The following is a 20,132-nucleotide window of genomic DNA, read 5'->3' as shown; positions in this document are numbered from 1 at the left end:
TATATTGGTATATCTTTTACCAGGGTAGTGATAAAATTTATAAGTATTAGGGAAATCCTGGCAAGCAGTTTCAATAGATTGATAACCACTTAGATTGTTCGTATTTGTTCCTGATAATGTCGTAATTCGACAGCATCTATTTATGAAAGCTTATCCAATTCTGCCTTTAGATTTTTAATTATTTCGGGTAAACCATCTTTAGAGTCCAGCAATTCTATTTTTGCAATATAATTCATAATCATTACTTTATCGAATTCATCTGGATCTGCATCTTCTCCCAGCTTTTTAGCCTGTAGTTTTGCGGACTTGTTAATGCTTGTAGCCATTTTTGAACTCCAATTTTCTTTGATAAATTTTCTTGCTTCTGCAATTGCTGGATTTACAGGTTTTGGAGGAATAGATTTTGATGGAGTGCCATGAGTTTTTCGCCATTGTGAAGCCAAGTTGAATAAGGGATTTCCATTTACTTTCCCTGTTTTTTTTATTTCCACTGGCTCTTCATCTTCACTATATTGCATTGGGGATTCAGGATAATAATCCAAACCTCCGTGTCTTGCAATTAATGGTGAAGAGTTTCCTGTAGGAACAGCTTTTTTTCTAAAATCTTGAATATAACTCTTCAATACATTTCGATGACGTTGTAGATCCTTTAATATTTCGTCATATCTTTCATCTACAGAATGCCCATCACTTGTTAACGCTTCAGAAGCTTTTGGACCTTTATATCTTTCTTTTACAAGACCTTCTACGTTTTCCGTTATTCTTAAATGAGTGGAAACAGCTTCGACGATACCAGTAGCAGGATTACTTCGTTTTGATATAGCATCATCCCTTACTTCATGCATAACAGCTTGTTTTTGGGTCATCCAATTACTTTTATATTTTTTTTGAAATGTCCCTGTATGTCCTGAAATCTCTTCAACGAGATCACCTGCCCAAATGATAAACTCGGTAGAAAGTCTTATTTGTTCCTGTGCATCCATCCAGTCAAACTCCTCTCCATCGAATTTTGCAACAGACTGCATATCTTTTGGAGGACGATAGGACATTTCAAGATATTTCATAGTTTCTGAAGTTTTGAAAAGTTCATCTAAGCCAGTTCCTGTACTTGCGCCTTTTGCTTTTGTAGCTTTTACTCTTACAGCCCCATCAATTAATTTCTTTACAGAATCATGTTGTTTGTATCCATTTATAAGTTTATCTAGTTTCTCTTTTGTTTCTTTATGATTTTCATGATCTGGATCTCTTGCAATTTTTAACATTCCCCTGATTTTTGAATAAAATTTTGTGGTATTGGATTCATTCCATTCTTCTTTTAGTTCATCTTCTGATGTTTCCATTTCAGGAACACTGGATTCAAAAGAAGGTCTAGCACGAGTATCACTAACATCTATATTAGCTCTTTTATTAGTATTTTTTTTCCTTGCAGAGTTATTATCTGGAGCAGTCATAGCATTGTCATGCATGATTCCTCTATCAATTCTTTCGATAGCGGTTTCATAACTATTTGTGTTATCAAAAGCATCCTCTAAAAGTATATTTAGCACTATTGGATCTACATTACGGGTTGCATAATGACTTTTTATTTTTTGTTTTATTAAATTATCCGTAATTTTTCTTTGGAATATTATAACTCTTTGAGTCGTTTTAAGTAAATCTGGATGCTTTTGTATCAATGAACTTGTTTTCGAGTTTTTTTCATGTAAATTCATAAATTGAGTAGCTTTTCTTCCCATAACATCAGCTTCATTTTCCAAACCCTTATCATCATTTACATTTACTTTACCTTTCTTCATCTGCAAGGTTGGTTTTACACGTCCTTGTTTTTGCTGTACAACATGCCAAGCTTCGTGTGGGAGATGTTTTTCCTGTCCGGAAGCAATGTGAATATCAGAACCTTGTGCATACGCATGTGCATTGAGCTGAGCCGGTTTGTCTGAGTTATAATGCACTTTTACATCGTCCATAGAATGACCAGAGAGGTTTTCGATACCTGATTTCAAATTATCGGGCAGTCCGGTATTGTTGGCTTTTCTTTGTAAAATAGAAGCAGGGCGGTTGTCTTCCAATATCCTTCCTTTTTTTTGAATAGCCTTTTCATTCAGACTTGCCGAAACGGATTGTATTTTATTTTCACTGATATCTTGAATGTGTTCCATACTGTTTAATGCTATTATAAATCAATAAATTATTCAAGTAATGGTGAATGTATGTCTGGCGCCTGTTGAGATTTATTTCTAACGGTTTTTACCGCACCAGCAGTTTGATTTGAAGCTCTTACAATTTTAGAGGTAGAAACACTCATGCTATTTGTCGCCGTAATGGCTTTTGTTGCAATTTCACTTGCTCCAGCATGGTGCGCATCAATACTTCCTGATGCAAAACCAGCAGCAACTTCAATCCAATGGAGTGCAGAAGCAATGCCACTGAAAACTTTATAAGCAAGAGATGGATTATCTTTATCCATGCAGTCCATTAAAATGTGAAGCAATGAGCGCAGTGTTTTCGCGACTCCAAATATAATTCCTGGAATATTCATTCCTATAGCACCTGCGGTTAAAGCTACAGCAGCTTCAAAAAGACGAAGCGCGTCTATTGCGGCTTTGTGTTTAGGGGAAGGTTTATCACCTCCATGAATGGTAAGGGCACCACGGACAATTTTTGCAACTCCAACAGAGATTCCTGCAATACCCGGGACAAATGCCGCTCCGTGCGATATTACAAGAAGCGCGACTCCAGCAGCCAATGACAATATTCCTTCAAGAATTACCAGACCACCAACTACTTTATTGGGAAGAAAAAACTGTTTTACCTCGTCTGAATTTTGAAACTGAGTTACCACAACCTGATCGCCATTATGCTGAACACCATTTAGAGCCGATTTTGCCTGAATAGTATGCTGCCACTGGTTGTAATTCTTTTGGTTCATTACCGCATAGTTAACACCCGGAATCCCGAGATGATCCATGCTTTGAAATTGTGCTGTATAGTCTGGATTTGATTTTTTTGCCTGAACAGGATTTACATTTTTTTGGGAATGAGAAGCTGCACGCTGAATAGCCCGATTCCCCATATTGGTAGCTTCCTGTTCAAGTCCCGCATCGTTGTTTACCGGCATACCGTCAACTTTTGTGTTTGGTTTTACCCGACCTTCCATTTGCTGTACAACATGACCTAATTCATGCGGAAGATGCTTTTCTTGTCCTGGCCCAATGTGAATGTTTGAGCCTTGTGCATATGCCAAAGCTTGTACCTTTGCAGGTTTAGAAGAATTGTAATGCACTTTTACATGATCTAAACTTTGATTGCTGAGGTTTTCCATTCCTGATTTTAAATGATCCGGAAGACCCGTTTTGTTCTCTTTTTTCTGAATAGGTTCAGAAGATGTATTACTTAATTTTTGCTGCACTTCAGACTGCATCCGGTTATCTTTTAATTGTACAGCCGACACACCGCTGTCTGTATTAGCAGCAGTTATAGATGATTTTTGTTCGGATGATTTTTGGTGCTGTAGTGCCATTTTAGTATACTTTAAGTTATTTTCCCTGAGCTTGTCTTCTTGCTTCTTTATTACTAATTGGAACTGGACTTGCTTTTTTTATAGCAAGAGCGGCGGCCGAATCTGCAACTTGTTTCTTTCCAAGTGCTTTAGGAATATATTTCTTTTTGGTAGGATTGTGATGCACCTTTGTAAATTGGGCTACAGATTCGGGTCTGTTATCTTTCAATTGTACTGAAGCGGAATTGGTGTTCGAAGCGTTTGCTGCTGTAACTTCAGAATTGCTCAATGCGGTCTTTTTTTGGTACGGTTCCATTTTTTCTCTTTTAATAGTTAGTAAATTATTTCAATCTAATCATCAAGTAAGGTAACTTCAACAGGCCCCAAAGCACCCGAATAATCAATTGAAGAACAAAAAGGATGGTTTTTAATAAGCAGTTTTAAATATTCAAGTTCTGGATCGTAATACGGAATATCGATTTTTTGTCCAGTAATAAGTTTTATTAAATAATGACTCTTTATCATTTTTAATTTGAAAAGCGGCTGGTGAACTGTGTACAATATGTTTTCCATTTCGATTAAAAAATCATCTTTAGAAATTGAATTGGTAAACTTATTGTCGTATTTTTTTAACAGAAAAGCGATATGAAGCTCGATTTTTTCGACCAATTCGTCAATTGATTTTTTTTCTGTTTTTACAATTAGAAAAAGACTTTTGGTGGTAATTAAATATCCGTTTACGACTAATTCATGCTCTTTTATGAAATGATTTAAGGCCATTACGATTACAGTGCTTCTGTAATTAAAATCAAAATGTTTCTTCCAGTTCCCTAGTTTCAGTTCTATTTCATGCGAATAAAAATGCCTTTTAGAAACCATTGATGCAGGTTTATCATCCGTTTTTCTCATATCAGTTCATTTGAGTGACACTTATAGTTCGGTTTTCTTTCTTAAATTCACGCCTGATGCCTTCAATTAAAACGGGAAGGGTTACAATTGTTTCATTTTTTTGAATGGATTTCAAAGCGCAGTATCGAAGTACATTAATAATGGCACCTCCGGCAAGCTCATATTTTTCGGCTATATTTTCCAGATCAATAGCAGGATCAAGCTGGCATTTGCCTGAAAATGCATTTTCCCATAAAAGCAATCTTTCATCGGCTGCAGGCATCGTAAAATGTATCATAGATTGAAACCTTCTCGAAAAAGCTTCGTCCATATTTTCTTTTAAATTGGAAGCCAGAATAACAACTCCCGGAAAATCTTCAATCCGCTGTAACAAATAACCCGTCTGCTGATTGGCGTGTCTGTCGTTTGAAGATGAGGTTTGTGTTCTTTTTCCAAAAAGAGAATCCGCTTCATCAAAAAACAAAATCCAATCTTTATGCTGAGCCGTATCAAATATTTTCGAAAGATTTTTTTCGGTTTCACCAATATATTTAGAGACAATCATCGAAAGATCTACTCTGTACACTTCGCGATCACTGCTTTTGCCTAATAAGGTTGCAGTCAGCGTTTTTCCAGTTCCGGGCGGTCCATAAAACAGTGTTCTGTAACCTGGTTTTATCTTGTTGTCAAGTCCCCATTCGTTCATTAAAACAGAACCGTATTTCAGCCAAGCTTCGATTTCGAGAACTTGCTGCATGATATGATCTTCCAATACCAAATCAGACCAATTGAGTTTGGTGGAAATCTGTTGGGCAGGAAATGAAACACTGTGTTCCAAACGTGGTAATGTTCCAGTTAGGAAAAACTGAAGCCAGCGCTCGTTTACTGAAATCAGCTGATTTAAGAGCGGAACATTTGCTTCCAAAGCTTCAAGAAATATAACTTGCTCTTTTATTAGAATATTTGATGCATGAAGCACTTGCAGCATTTCAACACGTAGTTCAGGATCGACAGCTGTTGCTAAAAAAGCAAAAGTTTGTCCCGTGGGTAAAAAACCGCTGTGATTTTTGCTGACAACACCTCCAAACTCCGTAAACCCACGATCATACATGGCATTTTTACTGAAGAAAATATCCAATATTTCAGGTCGTATTTGAGGAGCCAGAACAAGGGCCAGACAAAGGCGCTCGTACAGATTAAGATTCCATTCGTTTAATTTTTGGTGGTAAGCGCTGTTTTCTTCATCAAACCCATCAGGCATGGGAATATCCTGCCATCGGTTTTCATGACCTTCCTGAAGCAGATAACTGCAGATTACCTGATCGATAACCTTTTGCAGCCAATCCATTTCGGCATACAGCGAAGCTACATTTTGATTAGTTTCCATACCCTTCAAATAATTTCTCAATGTCATCCAGACTTGCATTTGCCCATTTAAAATAGAGTAGTGCCGTATTTGGATTTAGTTCATTCGACTGCATCATATCCAGAAGATGATCTTGTGCGTTTTGCAGTATTCTTTCTGAATTAAATTCGACCGTATTATCAAAATGGGAATTGAAAAGTTCATTTGTCCATTCAAAAGAATGATTGTTTCTGCTGATAAAATCACTAATGAAATAGGAAATTTTTTCCTCTTGAACAATCAGTTTTTTAGCTTTAAAATAAGCCGGTTTTCGTTTGGTTTCGTGATGATAATAATCGATGTCCTTGGATTGTATCGTTTTGGTATTTGAATGTCCGAAAAGATCAGCCAGACCAAAATTTTCGGTATCGCTTGCGAGTTCGAGTTCGGCAGAAGATTCTCCTGCAATAGCAAGTGTAGTGCTGGCGGCTGTGGCACTTTCGGTCACGACATACAATTCCCTAAACGAATAAATAGACTGTGTAAGCTTTATAATCAGGGATTGCTGAATTTCGTTCCAGTTATTAATTTTTACAGATTCGGGCTGTTCTGCTTTAAAAATAAAACTGCCCGGATTTGCAAAAGCCAATATCTGACGGCTGAATTCAAACTGCCCGTCAATAGGAGCCTGGCCATGTCCTCTTCCCGAATACGGCTTTGAAATACCATCGCTAAAACTCCAATTAGCGCTATTCTGTGGTATCGTACCGCTTAAATCAACATCCTGAGAGTTTACAATCGAATTGCGATATAAGTTTCCCAGTAAAACGATTTCTCCGTTTTTGATCTGAAAATAATCTCCCGGAAACAGGTTTTGATTTAGGGGTTTTGTGGGTATAAATCCTCCTGTTTTTAAGTAAAATTGTCTGTAGAAATTTTTATAAATACGATCCATAAACTTAAAATTAGTGAGTTTAAGTCCACTGTACAGAGGACTGTACAATGGACATTTTGAGTTAATTAAGATGCCAAAGCCGCTGCGTTTGCTGCTGCTAGGGCTGCTTGTAAAGACTGTAATTTAATTTGTGCTTTATTCAAATTAGTGTTGGCAATATTCAGCTGTTTGTTCGTCTGGTCATTTGCTATTTTGGCATTTTCATACGCTTCTTTAGCATTGTCGTAGGCTCTGTAAAGAAGGGCTTGTAGTGAATTTCCAGAAACAGGTTTTGTAGAAATTGCTAAATCATGATTTTCGCCTGTAAGGGTTTCATACAGTTTTGCAGCTTGTTTGTTTTCAAGTGTTATTACTGCTTCAGCCTCTAAAACAGAAGCTTCAGCCGCAACTGTCGATTTTAAAGCAATCAGTGTAAGCGCAACGGCATTATTAGCATCTGTTCCCGCTGAAGCCAGTCTAGCAATCAGATCATCAGAAATCAAGGGATTTAATGCTTTTTTGCGAACTACCAGATTGGCCAGTTTATTTACCAATTCTACAGAAAAAATTAATTGGTTAATAAGCTGACTGATACTGCTAGAAACAATCGAAGTACTTGCTGATGACAAAATCATTTTGTTAAACGTGATGTCTGAGTTATAAGCCAGATTGTAAGCGTTTTGAACAACCTGATCGACCAATGCCTTATTGCTCAAAGCATGTGTACGGTTGTTTTCTGCAGTAAGTAAATATCCTTGGTATCTTTGTGATTTTTCTACAAGCGATGTTACAATGGCTTGCTGCTGCTGTACTTCTGCGGTTGTATCTATAACTTGATTTGTTAAGGCATCTATTTCAGATTTTTTCTTTTCGGTAATTCCATATTTTGTTGAAATCGGAGTTAATAATAAAGCTTCCATATTTTTAGAATATTAATTATTTATGATTTTAAATTGTAAGTGATAAGATCTGTGTTTTCCCAGTCAGAAAGATTGTTGGAATATTGGGCACTGTTAATTTTATTGCCATTGAAATAGGAAAGAACTACAGGAATATATTGTTTTTGATCCACTAATGGATTTCCAAAATTATCCGTTGTTGTACCATCAATATTTACATCATAGGTGTCGAATGAAGCATTCTCTGCTTTTTCACCTTTAGCGGGAACGGCAGAGATGTAACTTCCCGCTGGAACATTCTCGGCAAGAGTTAGGTTGAAGAAGAAAGCACCGCTGTTTTGAATTGGTTTTGGATAATTTTTCTCTACTTCTGCTAATTCTTCTTTTTTAGATTTCTGCTGATTTTTGGCAGTACTAAGTCTTGTATTTGCTTCTGCCAATGAATTTTTAAAATTCGAAAGGTTTTGTTTTGCAGCTGCATTTTTTGGATCCTTAGCCAGTTCAGCTGTTAAATGCTTAATGTTGGCATTCAAATTATCTACTTCCTGACTCAGCTTATTAATTTCATTATCAAATAATTCGATAGTTTCATTTAGCTGTAAAATTTCGGTTTTATCTTCCAGCGTAGTTAAATCTTCATTCGTCAACAAATCATCTGGATAAGGCAGAAGAATGAATCTGTAATCAATATTTTTATCGCTTACTAAAGCATCTTTTTTAACCTTGAACTCGTAATCGTATATTTTTGAACGTACAGGTTTGTCAGCTTTGTGTAACGTATGCGTTAATTTGAAAGATTCAGATGCCACAGAAAGATAATCGTCAAATGTGTTGATTTCTTTTTTGTAATCTTCTGTAAATTGGATTAGTAAAAAAGCAACATATTTTTCTCCTAGTACAATAGCTTGATTGTCTGAGTCTAACAAATTCTCCATGGCAATCACAGCTTTTAATTCCTGATCAGGATTTGATGGCGTAGGAACTCTAAAATACTGTGAAGAATTGCGCAGTAAATCTTCGGCAGTAGAAATCGTAAAGAAGGATTTTTTACTTTCTTTTACGATAATGATATTATAGCTTCTTACCGGATCTTTTATAACCTGATTTGCCGCATCTCTAAATGAAAAAGGACTTTTAAAAGAATCGAATGAAACGGTAAACGTTTTTTTAACAGAATCAAATGGAACGGGTACCGTAACCACTAAATTTTGGTTGAAATTTTTGTTATTGATATCATACGCTTTTTTCGCCGCTTCGTATTCCACTTTACTGCATTTAATAGCACCTTCGGCACTTCGAGTAGTCATGCTTGCCTGCGACTTCGTATCATTATCGGCTGTTAAAATCGCCGTAATCGCAGTCAAATCTGCTGTGGTAACCTGAAGCAGACTGTTTACAGAATCGCTGGTTACTTTTGCTTCATCGGCTACAACTCCCGAAGTTACTTCTGCAATAGAGGCTGATGCTTCCATAGCTTGCTGCGAAGTTAACTCGGCATTGTACGCTGTTTTGTTCATTAAACTATACACTTCTTCACTCTGACGGTAAATCTGAGATCCGTAATCGGCAGCGTTTATAATACTAAAAATGCTTCCTACATCGCTTGCCAAACGTACAATCGCATTGGTCGCCACTTGTATGTTTGCTGCAGCAACCGCTACGTTGTTTACAGATTGAGAGGTATACGTTTTTTGCTGGTTGGCAGACAGTAAAAGGTTATCAGACATGTTTTTGTTTTTGACAGCCACACTGTTAATGTGCTGTTTGTCTTCGTACATTTTAGTTGTAGCGTCCAGTTTTTCATTGGCTACAATCTCGGCGCCCTCTGCGTAATACAGCGTAAACATAGAGGCATTTAACTGCGAATCGAGTTGTTTTTTACCCAATTGCTGACTTTCTAATGAAGTTAAAACACTAGAATGTAAATTTTCATTGTAGGTGTTCATAATGGTTCTTTTTATTGATTAATTACTTATTTTATAGGATCTTATTTTTAGATTTAGTAAGGCCAGACTACATGAAGCGGTTTTGCCATCCAGGGATATTTAATAATTGAGAAAGCAAAAGGCGATCTGGAAATCAATATGTCGTAAGCTCTTTTTTCTACGACAAGTTCCCAGCGTTCTTCATGCTCGGTTAAAAGACCGTTTCTTACAAGCCAGTTTCCTCTAAAACCATCAATAGAACAATCTCCAATCGCATCCCAATACGAAATTGCGGCAGTGATTAAACCGGTAATTAAGGTTTTGTTTTGTTCCGGAATTTCGATTTCATCGGGTATTGGCTGGTTAAGCGGAAGTCCGCACATGACTTTGTTCAGCGGTAAAAAATTCTCTTCGGTTACGGTAAGTCCGGTTACCACATATTGTAAATACTGTGCTGCGCTTATCTGATTTTCAATACTGGTAAATTCGTTATTGTGAACCAGATTTAACCTTTCAAAAAGCATATGGACATAACTGTTCAAAAGCACGATTCCAGCATTTCGAACGGGAATACTTTCTTTTACAGTAGTTTTTGTGGATTTAACGGGTTTTTGTTTTTCAAATTCTGAAAGCATCTCAATATTCTTTTTTGTTTTAATAGTTTGTTTTTCTACCTGTGTAATTTCCCTGAAACTCAACTGAAGCGACAGCGGAAATTGATAAATGTGTTTTTCGATATCCATAAGGAAACTCTTTTTAGAAATTCCTTTTTTAGTTACGACTTCCCAGATTAATTCATTCCAGATTTTATCAATCGAGATTAATCTCCAATTGTCATTTGCGGCAGCGTTAAGTACTTTTCGCAACAGCAGACTTTGTAAATCTTTGGCATGAATTCCTTTAATAGTAATGCGGCCCAAAGTGTGATAGAATTTTTCCAGAATACGCAAATACGATTCTTTGCTCTGATCCAATTTGCTTACAGAAGTGCACAGAACATTGAAATGAATATTTCGGCTCAGCCAGTCTGTTTGTGCTTCAGAAACAAATTCTTTTTTTAAAATCTGAAAGAATATTTTAGTGTCGGCGGCAATAATTTGATTTAGTAAATCACTGATTTCAATGTTTTCCGAAAGATGAAATAACAGCGGAATTTCTTTCTGACAGATAATTGAAACATACCAATCGTATTTTTCTTTAGCAGAAACTTTTTGATCAAAGAATAAAGATTCTGATGAGATTGATTTTACGGGATTTTCAAACGTATTTTCATCTAGAAATGCATCATTTGCAGTTTCTTCATTGAAAGTATCCAATACGTTTTCTTTCAGATAATTACCTGTTGTTTCTTCGTTCGTTTTTTTGATTTCGATGTTTTGAGAATCAATGCCGAATTTGTTTTTCACATATGTTGTAAATGCTTTTTCAATCAATTTTTGAAATAGAACCTGATTTCCTTTGTACGCATTATAATTTAAAATAACAGTCCAGAAAATCTCGCTTAAATCTACCGTAATACGTGCATTCGAAATTGATTTTGATTTTGCAATCCAGATTGTTTTTTCCTTAATCCAATTGATTTTCAGCGATTTTCCGTTCTTTAAAAAATACTCGATTATGGCATCGCTTTCTTTTTTGTCCTGTTTTCGTACCAAAGAAAATTTAGGATCATGAAAATGTGTTGTAAGTACATTTGCCAGCGAAGTTTGTGCTTGCTGCGATGTATTTTGTATTAATAAAGCCAGCTCGATAATGTTTATCGAATTGTTGTTTTTCAGCTGGATTAAAAAGCTTCTTTTAATGGAAATTCCAAACGCTTTGATTCTTTTGGATTGAAGCAGTTTGGTAATAAACCTAAAATAATCAATGTGTTTGACAGCAGTTGTTTTTCTGGATAATTGCAGAATAACCGTTTCAAGAAACACAGACGAATTATGTTCTGGATGCAATAACATTTCTTGAATACTAAACAGCAGCAGATCATCTGTTAAAAGTTCTTCGGGCAGATCGTATTTTTCTTTTGAATTTAATATTTCATATACCATTTGAACCGTTTGTATCAGTTTGGTTTTCTTGTAATTGGCCGTTTTGATAATCAATTGCAAAAGCTCTCGGTTTAAAAGAAACGGAATGATTTTTTTGATAAATTCTTTGTTTTCATACGAAAGCATCACTTCAAAAGCCGTTTTAGGATGCAGATAAATATTCTTAATTAATGATTTCTGCAAGTCTTTAAAAACCGTATTTTTTGAAGCACTTTTTTGGAATTCGGTTTCTAGTTTTACCACCAGATTTTTAAAATGAACCGCCGGATAATTCGAATTTTTTTTGTCGATTTCATGGCAGTACATGCTGTTTAAACGCGTGTAAAGTATAGCCGAATTACTATTTTTTGCCGTTACCGGAACAACAGCGCTGGTAAATGATCCCAATAATTGAACTGGTTCTTTATGATTTGCTTTGCTCAGTTCTGTAATACAGTGCAGTAAAAAAGTAGTATGAGCTGCATTTTTATTTTTGATGAGAAAAGCAATCGACGTCTGCCAAAGGAATTTCGGATTGTTTTTTAGTTTTAATACCGAACTCAATGCATTTAAATACAATACCGAATCTAGATTTAAAGATGAAGAATCACTGTCTAGTTTTGAAAATAGTATTTTAATGGCATTTTCATCTAAATCTTCAATTAGAGCAAAAACAGCCGTTTCGTTTTGCAATACACGGCTCAGCAACGTTTTGAATTTCGACGGATTTTCAGAATTCAATACCGCAATCAGTTCGTTGAGATCGTTTTTCTGATTTCTCAATTTACGCTCTGATTTATGTATTAAAAGTTTTTCTAAAAGATGCCAATAATTGGTTTGAACCTGCGGAACAGCATGATGCATTTTTTGTGCTTCATATTCCTGAGTCAGCATTTTTAAAGTGTATATAAAATCGTTGTTTCTCGTGGTATTGTCGGATATTTTAACCACTGTATTTTCAATCAAAACAATCAGTTCGGCATAGGCAATATTGTAATGATTGGCCATTTGCAGAATACTGCTTTTCATAAAAGCGACTTTATTAAAAAGCGTTCCGCGTTCCAAAAGCAGGAAGTTTAAAATAAAGAAATACAGATTTTTTCTAAAACTTGCCGTACTCGTTTGTATAATCGTTTCCTTCACCTGAAGCGTTGTAATAATCGAACTAAATTCTATTATCGTATCGCTGTTGTTAGGTTCAAGCGCCGTAATTATTTTGTTGACGTTTTTTTCATCAAACTGCCAAGAAATTCTTTTGCGGACTTGTTCGTGTTTGATTCCTTCTTTTTTGATAATGGCAATAATTTCAGCCAGATTGTTCTGAAGCAGTTCTGCCATAATTTGGTTTACAGAACCTTCTTTGTTTTGGTAACTCCACGGTAAAAATCCCTCAATTAGAAAAACAGTCAGGTTTTCCAGAATTGATTTTTCTTTGTTGTAAACCGATATTAAATTCTGTTTCTGATGGTTCTGATAAATAATCAGTTCTTCGATTTTTTCTTTTAAAAGCGTGCGTATTTTGGTACTCAAGTCAAATTCGAGATCACTGTAATCACAGATTCCCAAATCGATTTCTAACGATTCTATACGCCAGCTTTGTTCAGGCGGACATAATTCGTTAAATACAGATGCAGCTTCTCCCGGAAGGGAAATTTTACTCCAGTGGCTCAATCGCTCCTGAAGTTTAAATCCTTCTTCTCTTTGGTCAAAAGTAGTGTTCCACTTTAGACTCGATACAATATGGCGGTTAATTTCTTCCATGGTTTGACTCTAAAATTTGGTTTAAACTACTAATAACATTCAGGGCAGGCTGAACAGGTTTTAAATGCACCGCAGCTTCTGCCTGACTTAATGAGGTCAAATCCTTAAATCGCAGGCTTTTGTGCCAATTGATGTAATTGAGAATAAAGGCGCCAAAATCCTGACTGTTTATGAAGACACATTTGAAGCTTACATTGACAGGCAGACTGATTTTTAAAAATTGTTTCAATCGTTGTTTGAATTCCTTGGTTTGAAAAGCCGGCACAAAATCGGGAAACAAAATCAACAGGTCTTTTTTAAATACTTTCGAATTCATCGAAACACTTCCGTCGCCAGAGGCAATACTTATTCTGAAAGCATAATTAGAAACTTTAGATTTTATGAATTCTTTTTGGTTTTCTATAATGGATTCAGTTTCTGATGTAAACGCAAATTGAGTTCCCGAAAAGGACAAATAACCATTTTGTAATTCTTGATCTAATACCGTTTCACTAGAAGTATTTAAAATACTATTTAACTGAGAAATGGTTTGAAAATCAAGGTTTTGAGACTGATATAAAACAGTGTTTTCTTGATTTTCTTTTATAATTTGAAGATTAAAAAACAGTGATTTTAAAAGAAGTGCTGTTTCCAGAAAAATACTTCCTTTTCTTTTCTCGATAAACCACAACGTTTTCTGAACCGTCATATACACATTAGAATCGGTACTTTCTGGATTGCTTTTCAGACTTTCGAATTGGGCATTTATAAAATTGGAATAAATGTTTTTCAATCCAAACAACAAGTTTAGTTTCAATTCAATTCCTGAAAAATTGTTGAAATCGTTTTGGTGTATTTTTTCTTTTTTGTTGAGTTCTTCTGATTTAAAAATAAAATCAGTGGTGTGTTCATTTATGTATTGAAAATGCTTTTCTTTCATCTGAAAGAAAGTTTCATCAGGTTTTCTTTCCGTTGTCTGTGCTGTTAGGAAATTATAAGCTTTTTGACGGTTGTAGGACAATAATCCTAAGTTTTGCAGATACAGACTTTTTACAATAATCTGGTCTTTTCTTTTATCGCCGGTATAAATTGTATCGTCAATAATCGAATCGATTACTTTAGGTGATTCGCCATGTCGGGCTAAAAGATGGTTGAGCAGTTTGTTTCTTCGTTCCAAATTGGTATCTTCTTCCTCCATAATCTTCATTAAACCAAAGATGTACGGATTGTACGGATCTTGCTGGTATTCGAACCAGCTTTTCTCTTTTAGTTCGGTTTCAGACTCATTTCCTGTCGAATAACTAAACGTTTTATTGTCTTTTAATAAAGGTTTGATATGCGGAACATTGTACAAGGACTGATAAAAATAACTCGGCGAAAACATTTTGTACGGAACTGGATATTCAAGATGTTTCTGCTGATATTTATCTTTTACAGCATAAAAAGTTTCTTCGTCTGAAGGTGCGCCACAAACCGAATTTTTAAAAGAAAATAGTTTCGAAATATTTGCCAGCTGCGAAAACTGATTCGCTAAAACTTGATCAAACAAGGTTAAATAACCTTTTAATTGGCGTGATTGTGCAATTTTTACGGGTTGCGAATGATCTTCTATAGTATCTGCGCCTACGCCATACTGCTCAGGAAAAGTATGCTGAATAGAGTAGTAGGTGTTAATATCTCTAAAACTGCTTTTAGGCAGTTTTTTGGTTTCTTTTTTATTGAGAATCGCGGTGGTTTTCTCGTAGGTATCTTCAACAATATTTAAAGCATTTACAGTAATATCGCAAGGCAGATTTTTACCGTTGCAGCTTAAAACAAGATTATTGGTTTGATAAGAGTTTAAAACATCAATAGCAATAATCTGATTGATTTGTGATTGTAAAACAGAAACCGCTTTTCCATCCTGAAGCAGTTGTAATCCCGAAACCGAAACCACGCCGCTGATGGATTCAATTATCGGAATCAAATCGATTACTTGTACAGAATCTGTTTTTAAAGTCAGTTCATTGTCAGGAATCCAGCCGTTTTTTAAGTTTGGGCCGTCATATATTTCGGCAGTTGTGTATTCAGAAATTAAAGCACTTTCGTAACCTGTTTGTACTACTTTGGCGAAAATAAACGAACGAATTTTATCCTGTAATTCCAGTAAAAGATCATATTGATTAATGTTTTTCTGAATTTCGATTAAACAGCTTATCAAGCAGTTTATAGGCTGTAGCGCGATAGGTTTATTGAATAATTCGCCTAAATTTCGGCTTTGGTTCAAATAATAATAGGCTTCATTGCAAACATTGTCACGATCAGAATCATTGCTGATTTGCGGACTTATATAAAGATAAAATTGATAGACTTTGTTAAACGGATAATTGTTGCTGTTGAAAGTCGTAATAAGCACATTATCAATGTTTGGTACAGCATCGATAAGGTATTTTTTATAATCGTTTATGGTGTACGGAGCGGTCGTTAAAATCTCTGCCGGCAGATAAAACTGGTCTTCGATTTCAATTTTTCCGTTGGAATTAGTCAGGATATCTGGTATGCTGAAATCGGTACAATAACCTAATTCTGTAAGGGCATAACAGATTTGGTCTAAAATAGTAATTCCGGGATCTGACGGATTAAAATTCGTCCATTCGTACCCAATATGACTTTGGATATAGCCAAGCGCTTTCTCTTTCAGGGCGGTAAAATCCTGATGGAGCGGAAGCTGATCTTTTACTATGTAGTTGACTGTATCCATTTTTTAGTTTGAAAAAGTAATATGATGCTGTGGAGCCGAAACCAATAAGGTTCCTGATCCTTCTGCTTTAAGCGATGTTCTGTTAATAATGCATTTATCGGCTTTGCTGTTATTTAAATAACTTGAAAACGAAAGGTTGTTGACTATTCCCACGCCTTCAATACTCTGAATAAAAGAACTGACTTTGGCGTTAATAAGTTCATGACCAATTTTTACCTGACGCTGGCTGCTTTCAATCCACGGTGACAAGTATATTTTCAAAGCCTGATTGACATTTTTTTGTACCAAAGTGGGTTGATAACCGTTTAGAACTTCAATTTGAACCGAAACAATCACATATTCCAGATTGAAATTGGAAACGTTAAGATTTAAAAAAGGTGAGGCATTTTCTTTTAAAAAAGCTTCAACCTGATCTTCCAGACAATTGTTTACCAGCGGAATAAAAGCATTACTGTCTGTAGCAACCGACATTTTTTTGGCTAAATACACCTTGCAAGTATTGGACTTGTTATGATTCACCACTTTGGTGTAATAGATGTCGCTGAAATTTTCTGTGATAAGCGTATAAAAATCGGCAGGGTTGGCGGCTCTGTTTTTGGTTTTTATACTACTGCTGATGCGCTGGTTTCTCTGCGTGTCGTTTTCTGCAGCTTTTCCTCCAAAAGAAGGAAATGGCTGTGAGATTACGGCTAGTTTAGGAATTGCTGTCTGCGGTTTGCTGATAACACTGCTGCCAACTTGCGGAATTGTGGTATCCAGAAGAAAAGAGGTTCCTGTACGCTGTACACTGAATCCGTTGGTTTGTACAAAAACGGTTTGTGAATACGCGTCTGGACTGCCGGAAACGACAATAGAAATCCAATTGTTTTTTCCTGGCATAAAAACTCCCGTATTGTTGCAGTCCGCAGGAATAGAAAGTTCAATAATACCAGAACATCTAAATTGATTGGTACCATCGGAAAGTACTTTTAGTTCTTTCCAGCCATAATCGTTTAAATAGAAATACTGAATACTGTTTTCTGGGGTTACCGTAATTGAATTTCGGGATAATTCGAGATAGAGATTTAAGGTGCTGTTACAGATTAACTGTTCCATTTCGATAAATAAAGCTCCTGAATATTCAAATGAAGGATAAAGAGGCACGCCTCCCGATGTATCGTTTGAAGTACCTGTAATGGCTGTATTGATAGAAACAGTCGCTTGTGCATCACTGTCATATATTTTATAACTGCTGAATGGCGAGTATAAGAAATATTCGAGTGGATAATCTTCGGCTGAATTATCAAATTTGTAGGTTTTACTGGCCGAATAGTCGGCTTTTATTGTTTTGATTTTAGGCGAAAAGGGCGGATTTGCCGATGGTATAAAATCCAGAGTGTCATCTTTTTTGGCAGTAGCAATAAGACTTCCGTTTTGCAGCGCAATACTCGCTACAACGTTCGGATATATTTCTGAACCAAAGCCATATTCTGGTCCTGACAAAAGCATTTTGATAAAACCTGATGAACTTCCATCTGTAAATTTTAAAGGCTCGTTCTGAATATTTGGATCTCCTTTTAATACCGTATTTGTATTTCCCTGAGGGGCAATATAAATATAATGGCTGCTGGAATCTGTTGTAGAAGCTTCAGCATTCTTTTCCTGATCAACATCAAACAAATAAACAGGATTTACGGCAGGAGTAGTGGGTACAAATACACAATTTGGACCTGTATAATCGTATTTGTACAATTCAATTTCGTTCCATGATTTATTTTCAAGCAAATCAAAATCAACCGTAAAAGAATAATTCGCAAAATACAAATTCACATTTTCGGATGCTGTCTTTTTTGAAAAAAGCCTGATTAAAGGGATTCTAGAAGCCGTAGGATTTGGTTCGGTAATAGGTTTTGTTGTTGGCGGCCCTTTTGGCGGTATGGGCTGCGGAACTAATTTTGACAAATATCTGTTGTAGGAATCATAATAAGTTGAAAAATCAGTTGGCAGTTTATCCCAGTAAATATGAATGCTGAAATTATTCAACGGTTTGCTAAATATCTCGCTGCTGCCAATAATAAAATTCGAATTCTCTAAAGCAATTGGCCCAAAAGGAGGAAAGGGATTTTTGGTATTCAATTCACCAAAATCATTGTAAAGCTGTAAAGTAGTAACATCGGTTACTTTTACAGAAATGGTTATGGCTGTTACTTTAGGTGAAACTTTTGGATTATCAATATTTTTAAATAGAATTTTCAGCATTGGCCAGCTGGTTGTTAAACCGTCAGGATTTACCAAAAATGGTTCAATTGCAATTGTCGAAGGATCAATTTTAATAGTGATAGTTACTGTATTTCCTCCGCTGACTACAAAATTGGAAGGAGTCAGTACTATTGGGAGCCATTCTTTTTGTGTGCTTAGAAAATATTGGGCATTTTGCAAAAGACTTAAACTAATAGGTGCATCAAAACTAAGGTCAAGTGTTATTGTTCGATCTCCTTCACGCAGTAAAAGCATAGGCGATGCAAAAGCAATTCCTAAAGGTAAAGCTTGAATGGCAGGATTGTTTTCTCCAAATGTAGACCAGCTGATTACGTTGCCATCTTCATCTTTTTGAATTGCTGTCGGTTTCGCAATGGGTTGTAAATTATACGCTCCATTCAGCAGATTTTGATAATTGAGCGTATAGGCGCTCGTAACAATCGCTGGATTTAAAACGCTGTTTTTTTGAGCGGCAAATAATATCGGATTTTTTTGTGCATCAACGCCTCCATTAAACAATGTTCCGGCTGGCAAAACATAAACCGAATCTGACTGTGAAAGCGTAGCACTTAAAAAAGCTGTATCGGCAGAAGCAGGTAAATTGGTTTGTTTTAAAATATCAGAATAATAAAAATCCAAGTGTTTTTGAGAAATACCGTTTAACTGTTCCTGCTGTACTTTTAAAAGATCGATAAAAGAACGCAAAAGGGTGGTGTCTGGATAACGGCTTTTTCTGTTGCTTAGGTTTTTAAATTCTGTTAAGGCATGAAAAATGGTTGTTTCCAGAAAATTGTATAATCGATCTCCCGTTATGGTTAATGCATTTAAGGAAGCAGCATTTTTATTTCCTGTTTCTAGAAAAACTTGTTCGGTATCAAAACCAAAGACTTCCCAGAAAGGTCTTTTGCCTTTGTTGCTATTCCATAAATCATCATTAATATCGACATACGTATTGCTTGGTAATCCAGCAAATCCAGCGTTTAATGATTGCGTGTACAAATACTGACGGAAAGACTGAACGGCCCAGAAATCGGCACTCAGCATATTTTGTACTTCATGCAGCATATATTTTTTGAGATTGTACATCTCATCTGTCATCTGCATATAATACGTCCATCTTTCTATTATTTTGTAGGTTTCAGTAAGATGGTCAAATAGTTTGTTTAAAGCAGTTGAAGTCTGATTGGCTGCAGCCTTTGTTTGATTTAGTTTCTGTACTTCGTTGCAGTTTGTTTTGTATTGCGAATGCAGTTTTTTATAATTGGTTTTGGAAATAGAAACCACTAAAAAAACGGGATCTTTCAATAAAAACGGATTCCAGCTGCCTTCGATTGCATTTTGGTCATTGTAAAAATTGATCAGTCTGCTAAATTCCGCAAGAAAATGCAGCCAGTCATGCTCTTTCCTTCCGTCTATTAAATGCGGAGCTGGAACGAGTGACTCGTTAATGGAATTTAAAGCACTATTTTGATCAATTGCAATCATTTTTTTCGGGCTAGGTTAGTTCCTTCTTTTAAATGGAAAGGAAATACATAGTTGTGTCTTGTATTAGTTTGTGAATAGATGTAAATAATCAGCACTTCGATGAGTCCGTTTAAGACATCTGTTGAAGCAATTTGTACATCCTGAACCAGTATTCTGGGCTCGTAACGAAGCAGGGCATATTTTATCGTTTCAATAATTTCTCCTTTTAGGGCATTATCAATTTTTCTGAACATAAACTGCTGCAAACCAGATCCAAAATCTGATTCTAAAGTGCGTTCACCCTTGCGGGTATTGAGAATAATGTTGATAGATTCGTTTATATTGGCTTCATTTGCAGATAAATTAAGCTGATAATTACCCGCAGAAAATGATACGGGAAACGACCATCCCGAACCTAAAAACAAACTCTCTTTTT

Annotated in this window: 12 protein-coding genes; all 12 read right to left on the bottom strand. The window is 35.8% G+C overall.

Annotation, left to right across the window (positions count from 1 at the left end; genetic code table 11):
• Positions 1–140 precede the first annotated feature (140 nt).
• The 12 genes from J0383_RS00750 to J0383_RS00695 all read right to left on the bottom strand — a co-directional run bounded on the left by J0383_RS00750 (position 141) and on the right by J0383_RS00695 (position 20,121).
• Positions 141–2,159: an eCIS core domain-containing protein gene (locus tag J0383_RS00750; RefSeq protein ID WP_207296551.1), complete on the bottom strand. Its 2,019-nt coding sequence runs from the start codon at positions 2,157–2,159 to the stop codon at positions 141–143.
• A 29-nt stretch (positions 2,160–2,188) separates the two neighbouring features.
• A complete protein-coding gene (locus J0383_RS00745; protein WP_207296550.1) occupies positions 2,189–3,520 on the bottom strand; it encodes an eCIS core domain-containing protein in 1,332 nt (443 codons plus the stop codon).
• Between the two features lie 16 nt (positions 3,521–3,536).
• A complete protein-coding gene (locus J0383_RS00740; RefSeq protein WP_207296549.1) occupies positions 3,537–3,815 on the bottom strand; it encodes a hypothetical protein in 279 nt (92 codons plus the stop codon).
• A 35-nt stretch (positions 3,816–3,850) separates the two neighbouring features.
• Complete coding sequence (locus tag J0383_RS00735; RefSeq protein ID WP_207296548.1) at positions 3,851–4,408, bottom strand: hypothetical protein; 558 nt, start codon at positions 4,406–4,408, stop codon at positions 3,851–3,853.
• Position 4,409: 1 nt separating this feature from the next.
• A complete protein-coding gene (locus J0383_RS00730; protein WP_207296547.1) occupies positions 4,410–5,774 on the bottom strand; it encodes an ATP-binding protein in 1,365 nt (454 codons plus the stop codon).
• A complete protein-coding gene (locus J0383_RS00725) occupies positions 5,764–6,687 on the bottom strand; it encodes a hypothetical protein (protein WP_207296546.1) in 924 nt (307 codons plus the stop codon). Before J0383_RS00725 ends, J0383_RS00730 begins: the two co-directional genes overlap by 11 nt.
• Before the next feature lie 65 nt (positions 6,688–6,752).
• Positions 6,753–7,586: a hypothetical protein gene (locus J0383_RS00720; protein WP_207296545.1), complete on the bottom strand. Its 834-nt coding sequence runs from the start codon at positions 7,584–7,586 to the stop codon at positions 6,753–6,755.
• A 20-nt stretch (positions 7,587–7,606) separates the two neighbouring features.
• Positions 7,607–9,511, bottom strand: a complete 1,905-nt coding sequence (locus tag J0383_RS00715) for a hypothetical protein (protein ID WP_207296544.1) — start codon at positions 9,509–9,511, stop codon at positions 7,607–7,609.
• Positions 9,512–9,564: 53 nt separating this feature from the next.
• Positions 9,565–13,275, bottom strand: a complete 3,711-nt coding sequence (locus tag J0383_RS00710) for a contractile injection system tape measure protein (protein WP_207296543.1) — start codon at positions 13,273–13,275, stop codon at positions 9,565–9,567.
• Positions 13,262–15,994 (bottom strand): hypothetical protein, encoded by a 2,733-nt coding sequence (locus tag J0383_RS00705; RefSeq protein ID WP_207296542.1) that lies wholly within the window; start codon positions 15,992–15,994, stop codon positions 13,262–13,264. Before J0383_RS00705 ends, J0383_RS00710 begins: the two co-directional genes overlap by 14 nt.
• A 3-nt stretch (positions 15,995–15,997) precedes the next feature.
• Positions 15,998–19,717, bottom strand: a complete 3,720-nt coding sequence (locus J0383_RS00700; protein ID WP_207296541.1) for a baseplate J/gp47 family protein — start codon at positions 19,715–19,717, stop codon at positions 15,998–16,000.
• The gene (locus tag J0383_RS00695) at positions 19,714–20,121 is read right to left on the bottom strand and encodes a GPW/gp25 family protein (RefSeq protein WP_239023202.1); all 408 of its coding nucleotides are present in this window, start codon (positions 20,119–20,121) and stop codon (positions 19,714–19,716) included. Before J0383_RS00695 ends, J0383_RS00700 begins: the two co-directional genes overlap by 4 nt.
• Positions 20,122–20,132: the final 11 nt, after the last annotated feature.

Source organism: Flavobacterium endoglycinae (assembly GCF_017352115.1).
GTDB lineage: Bacteria > Bacteroidota > Bacteroidia > Flavobacteriales > Flavobacteriaceae > Flavobacterium > Flavobacterium endoglycinae.
The sequence above is the reverse complement of the archived record's forward strand: the minus strand, read 5'-3'. Positions and strand labels throughout refer to the sequence as shown.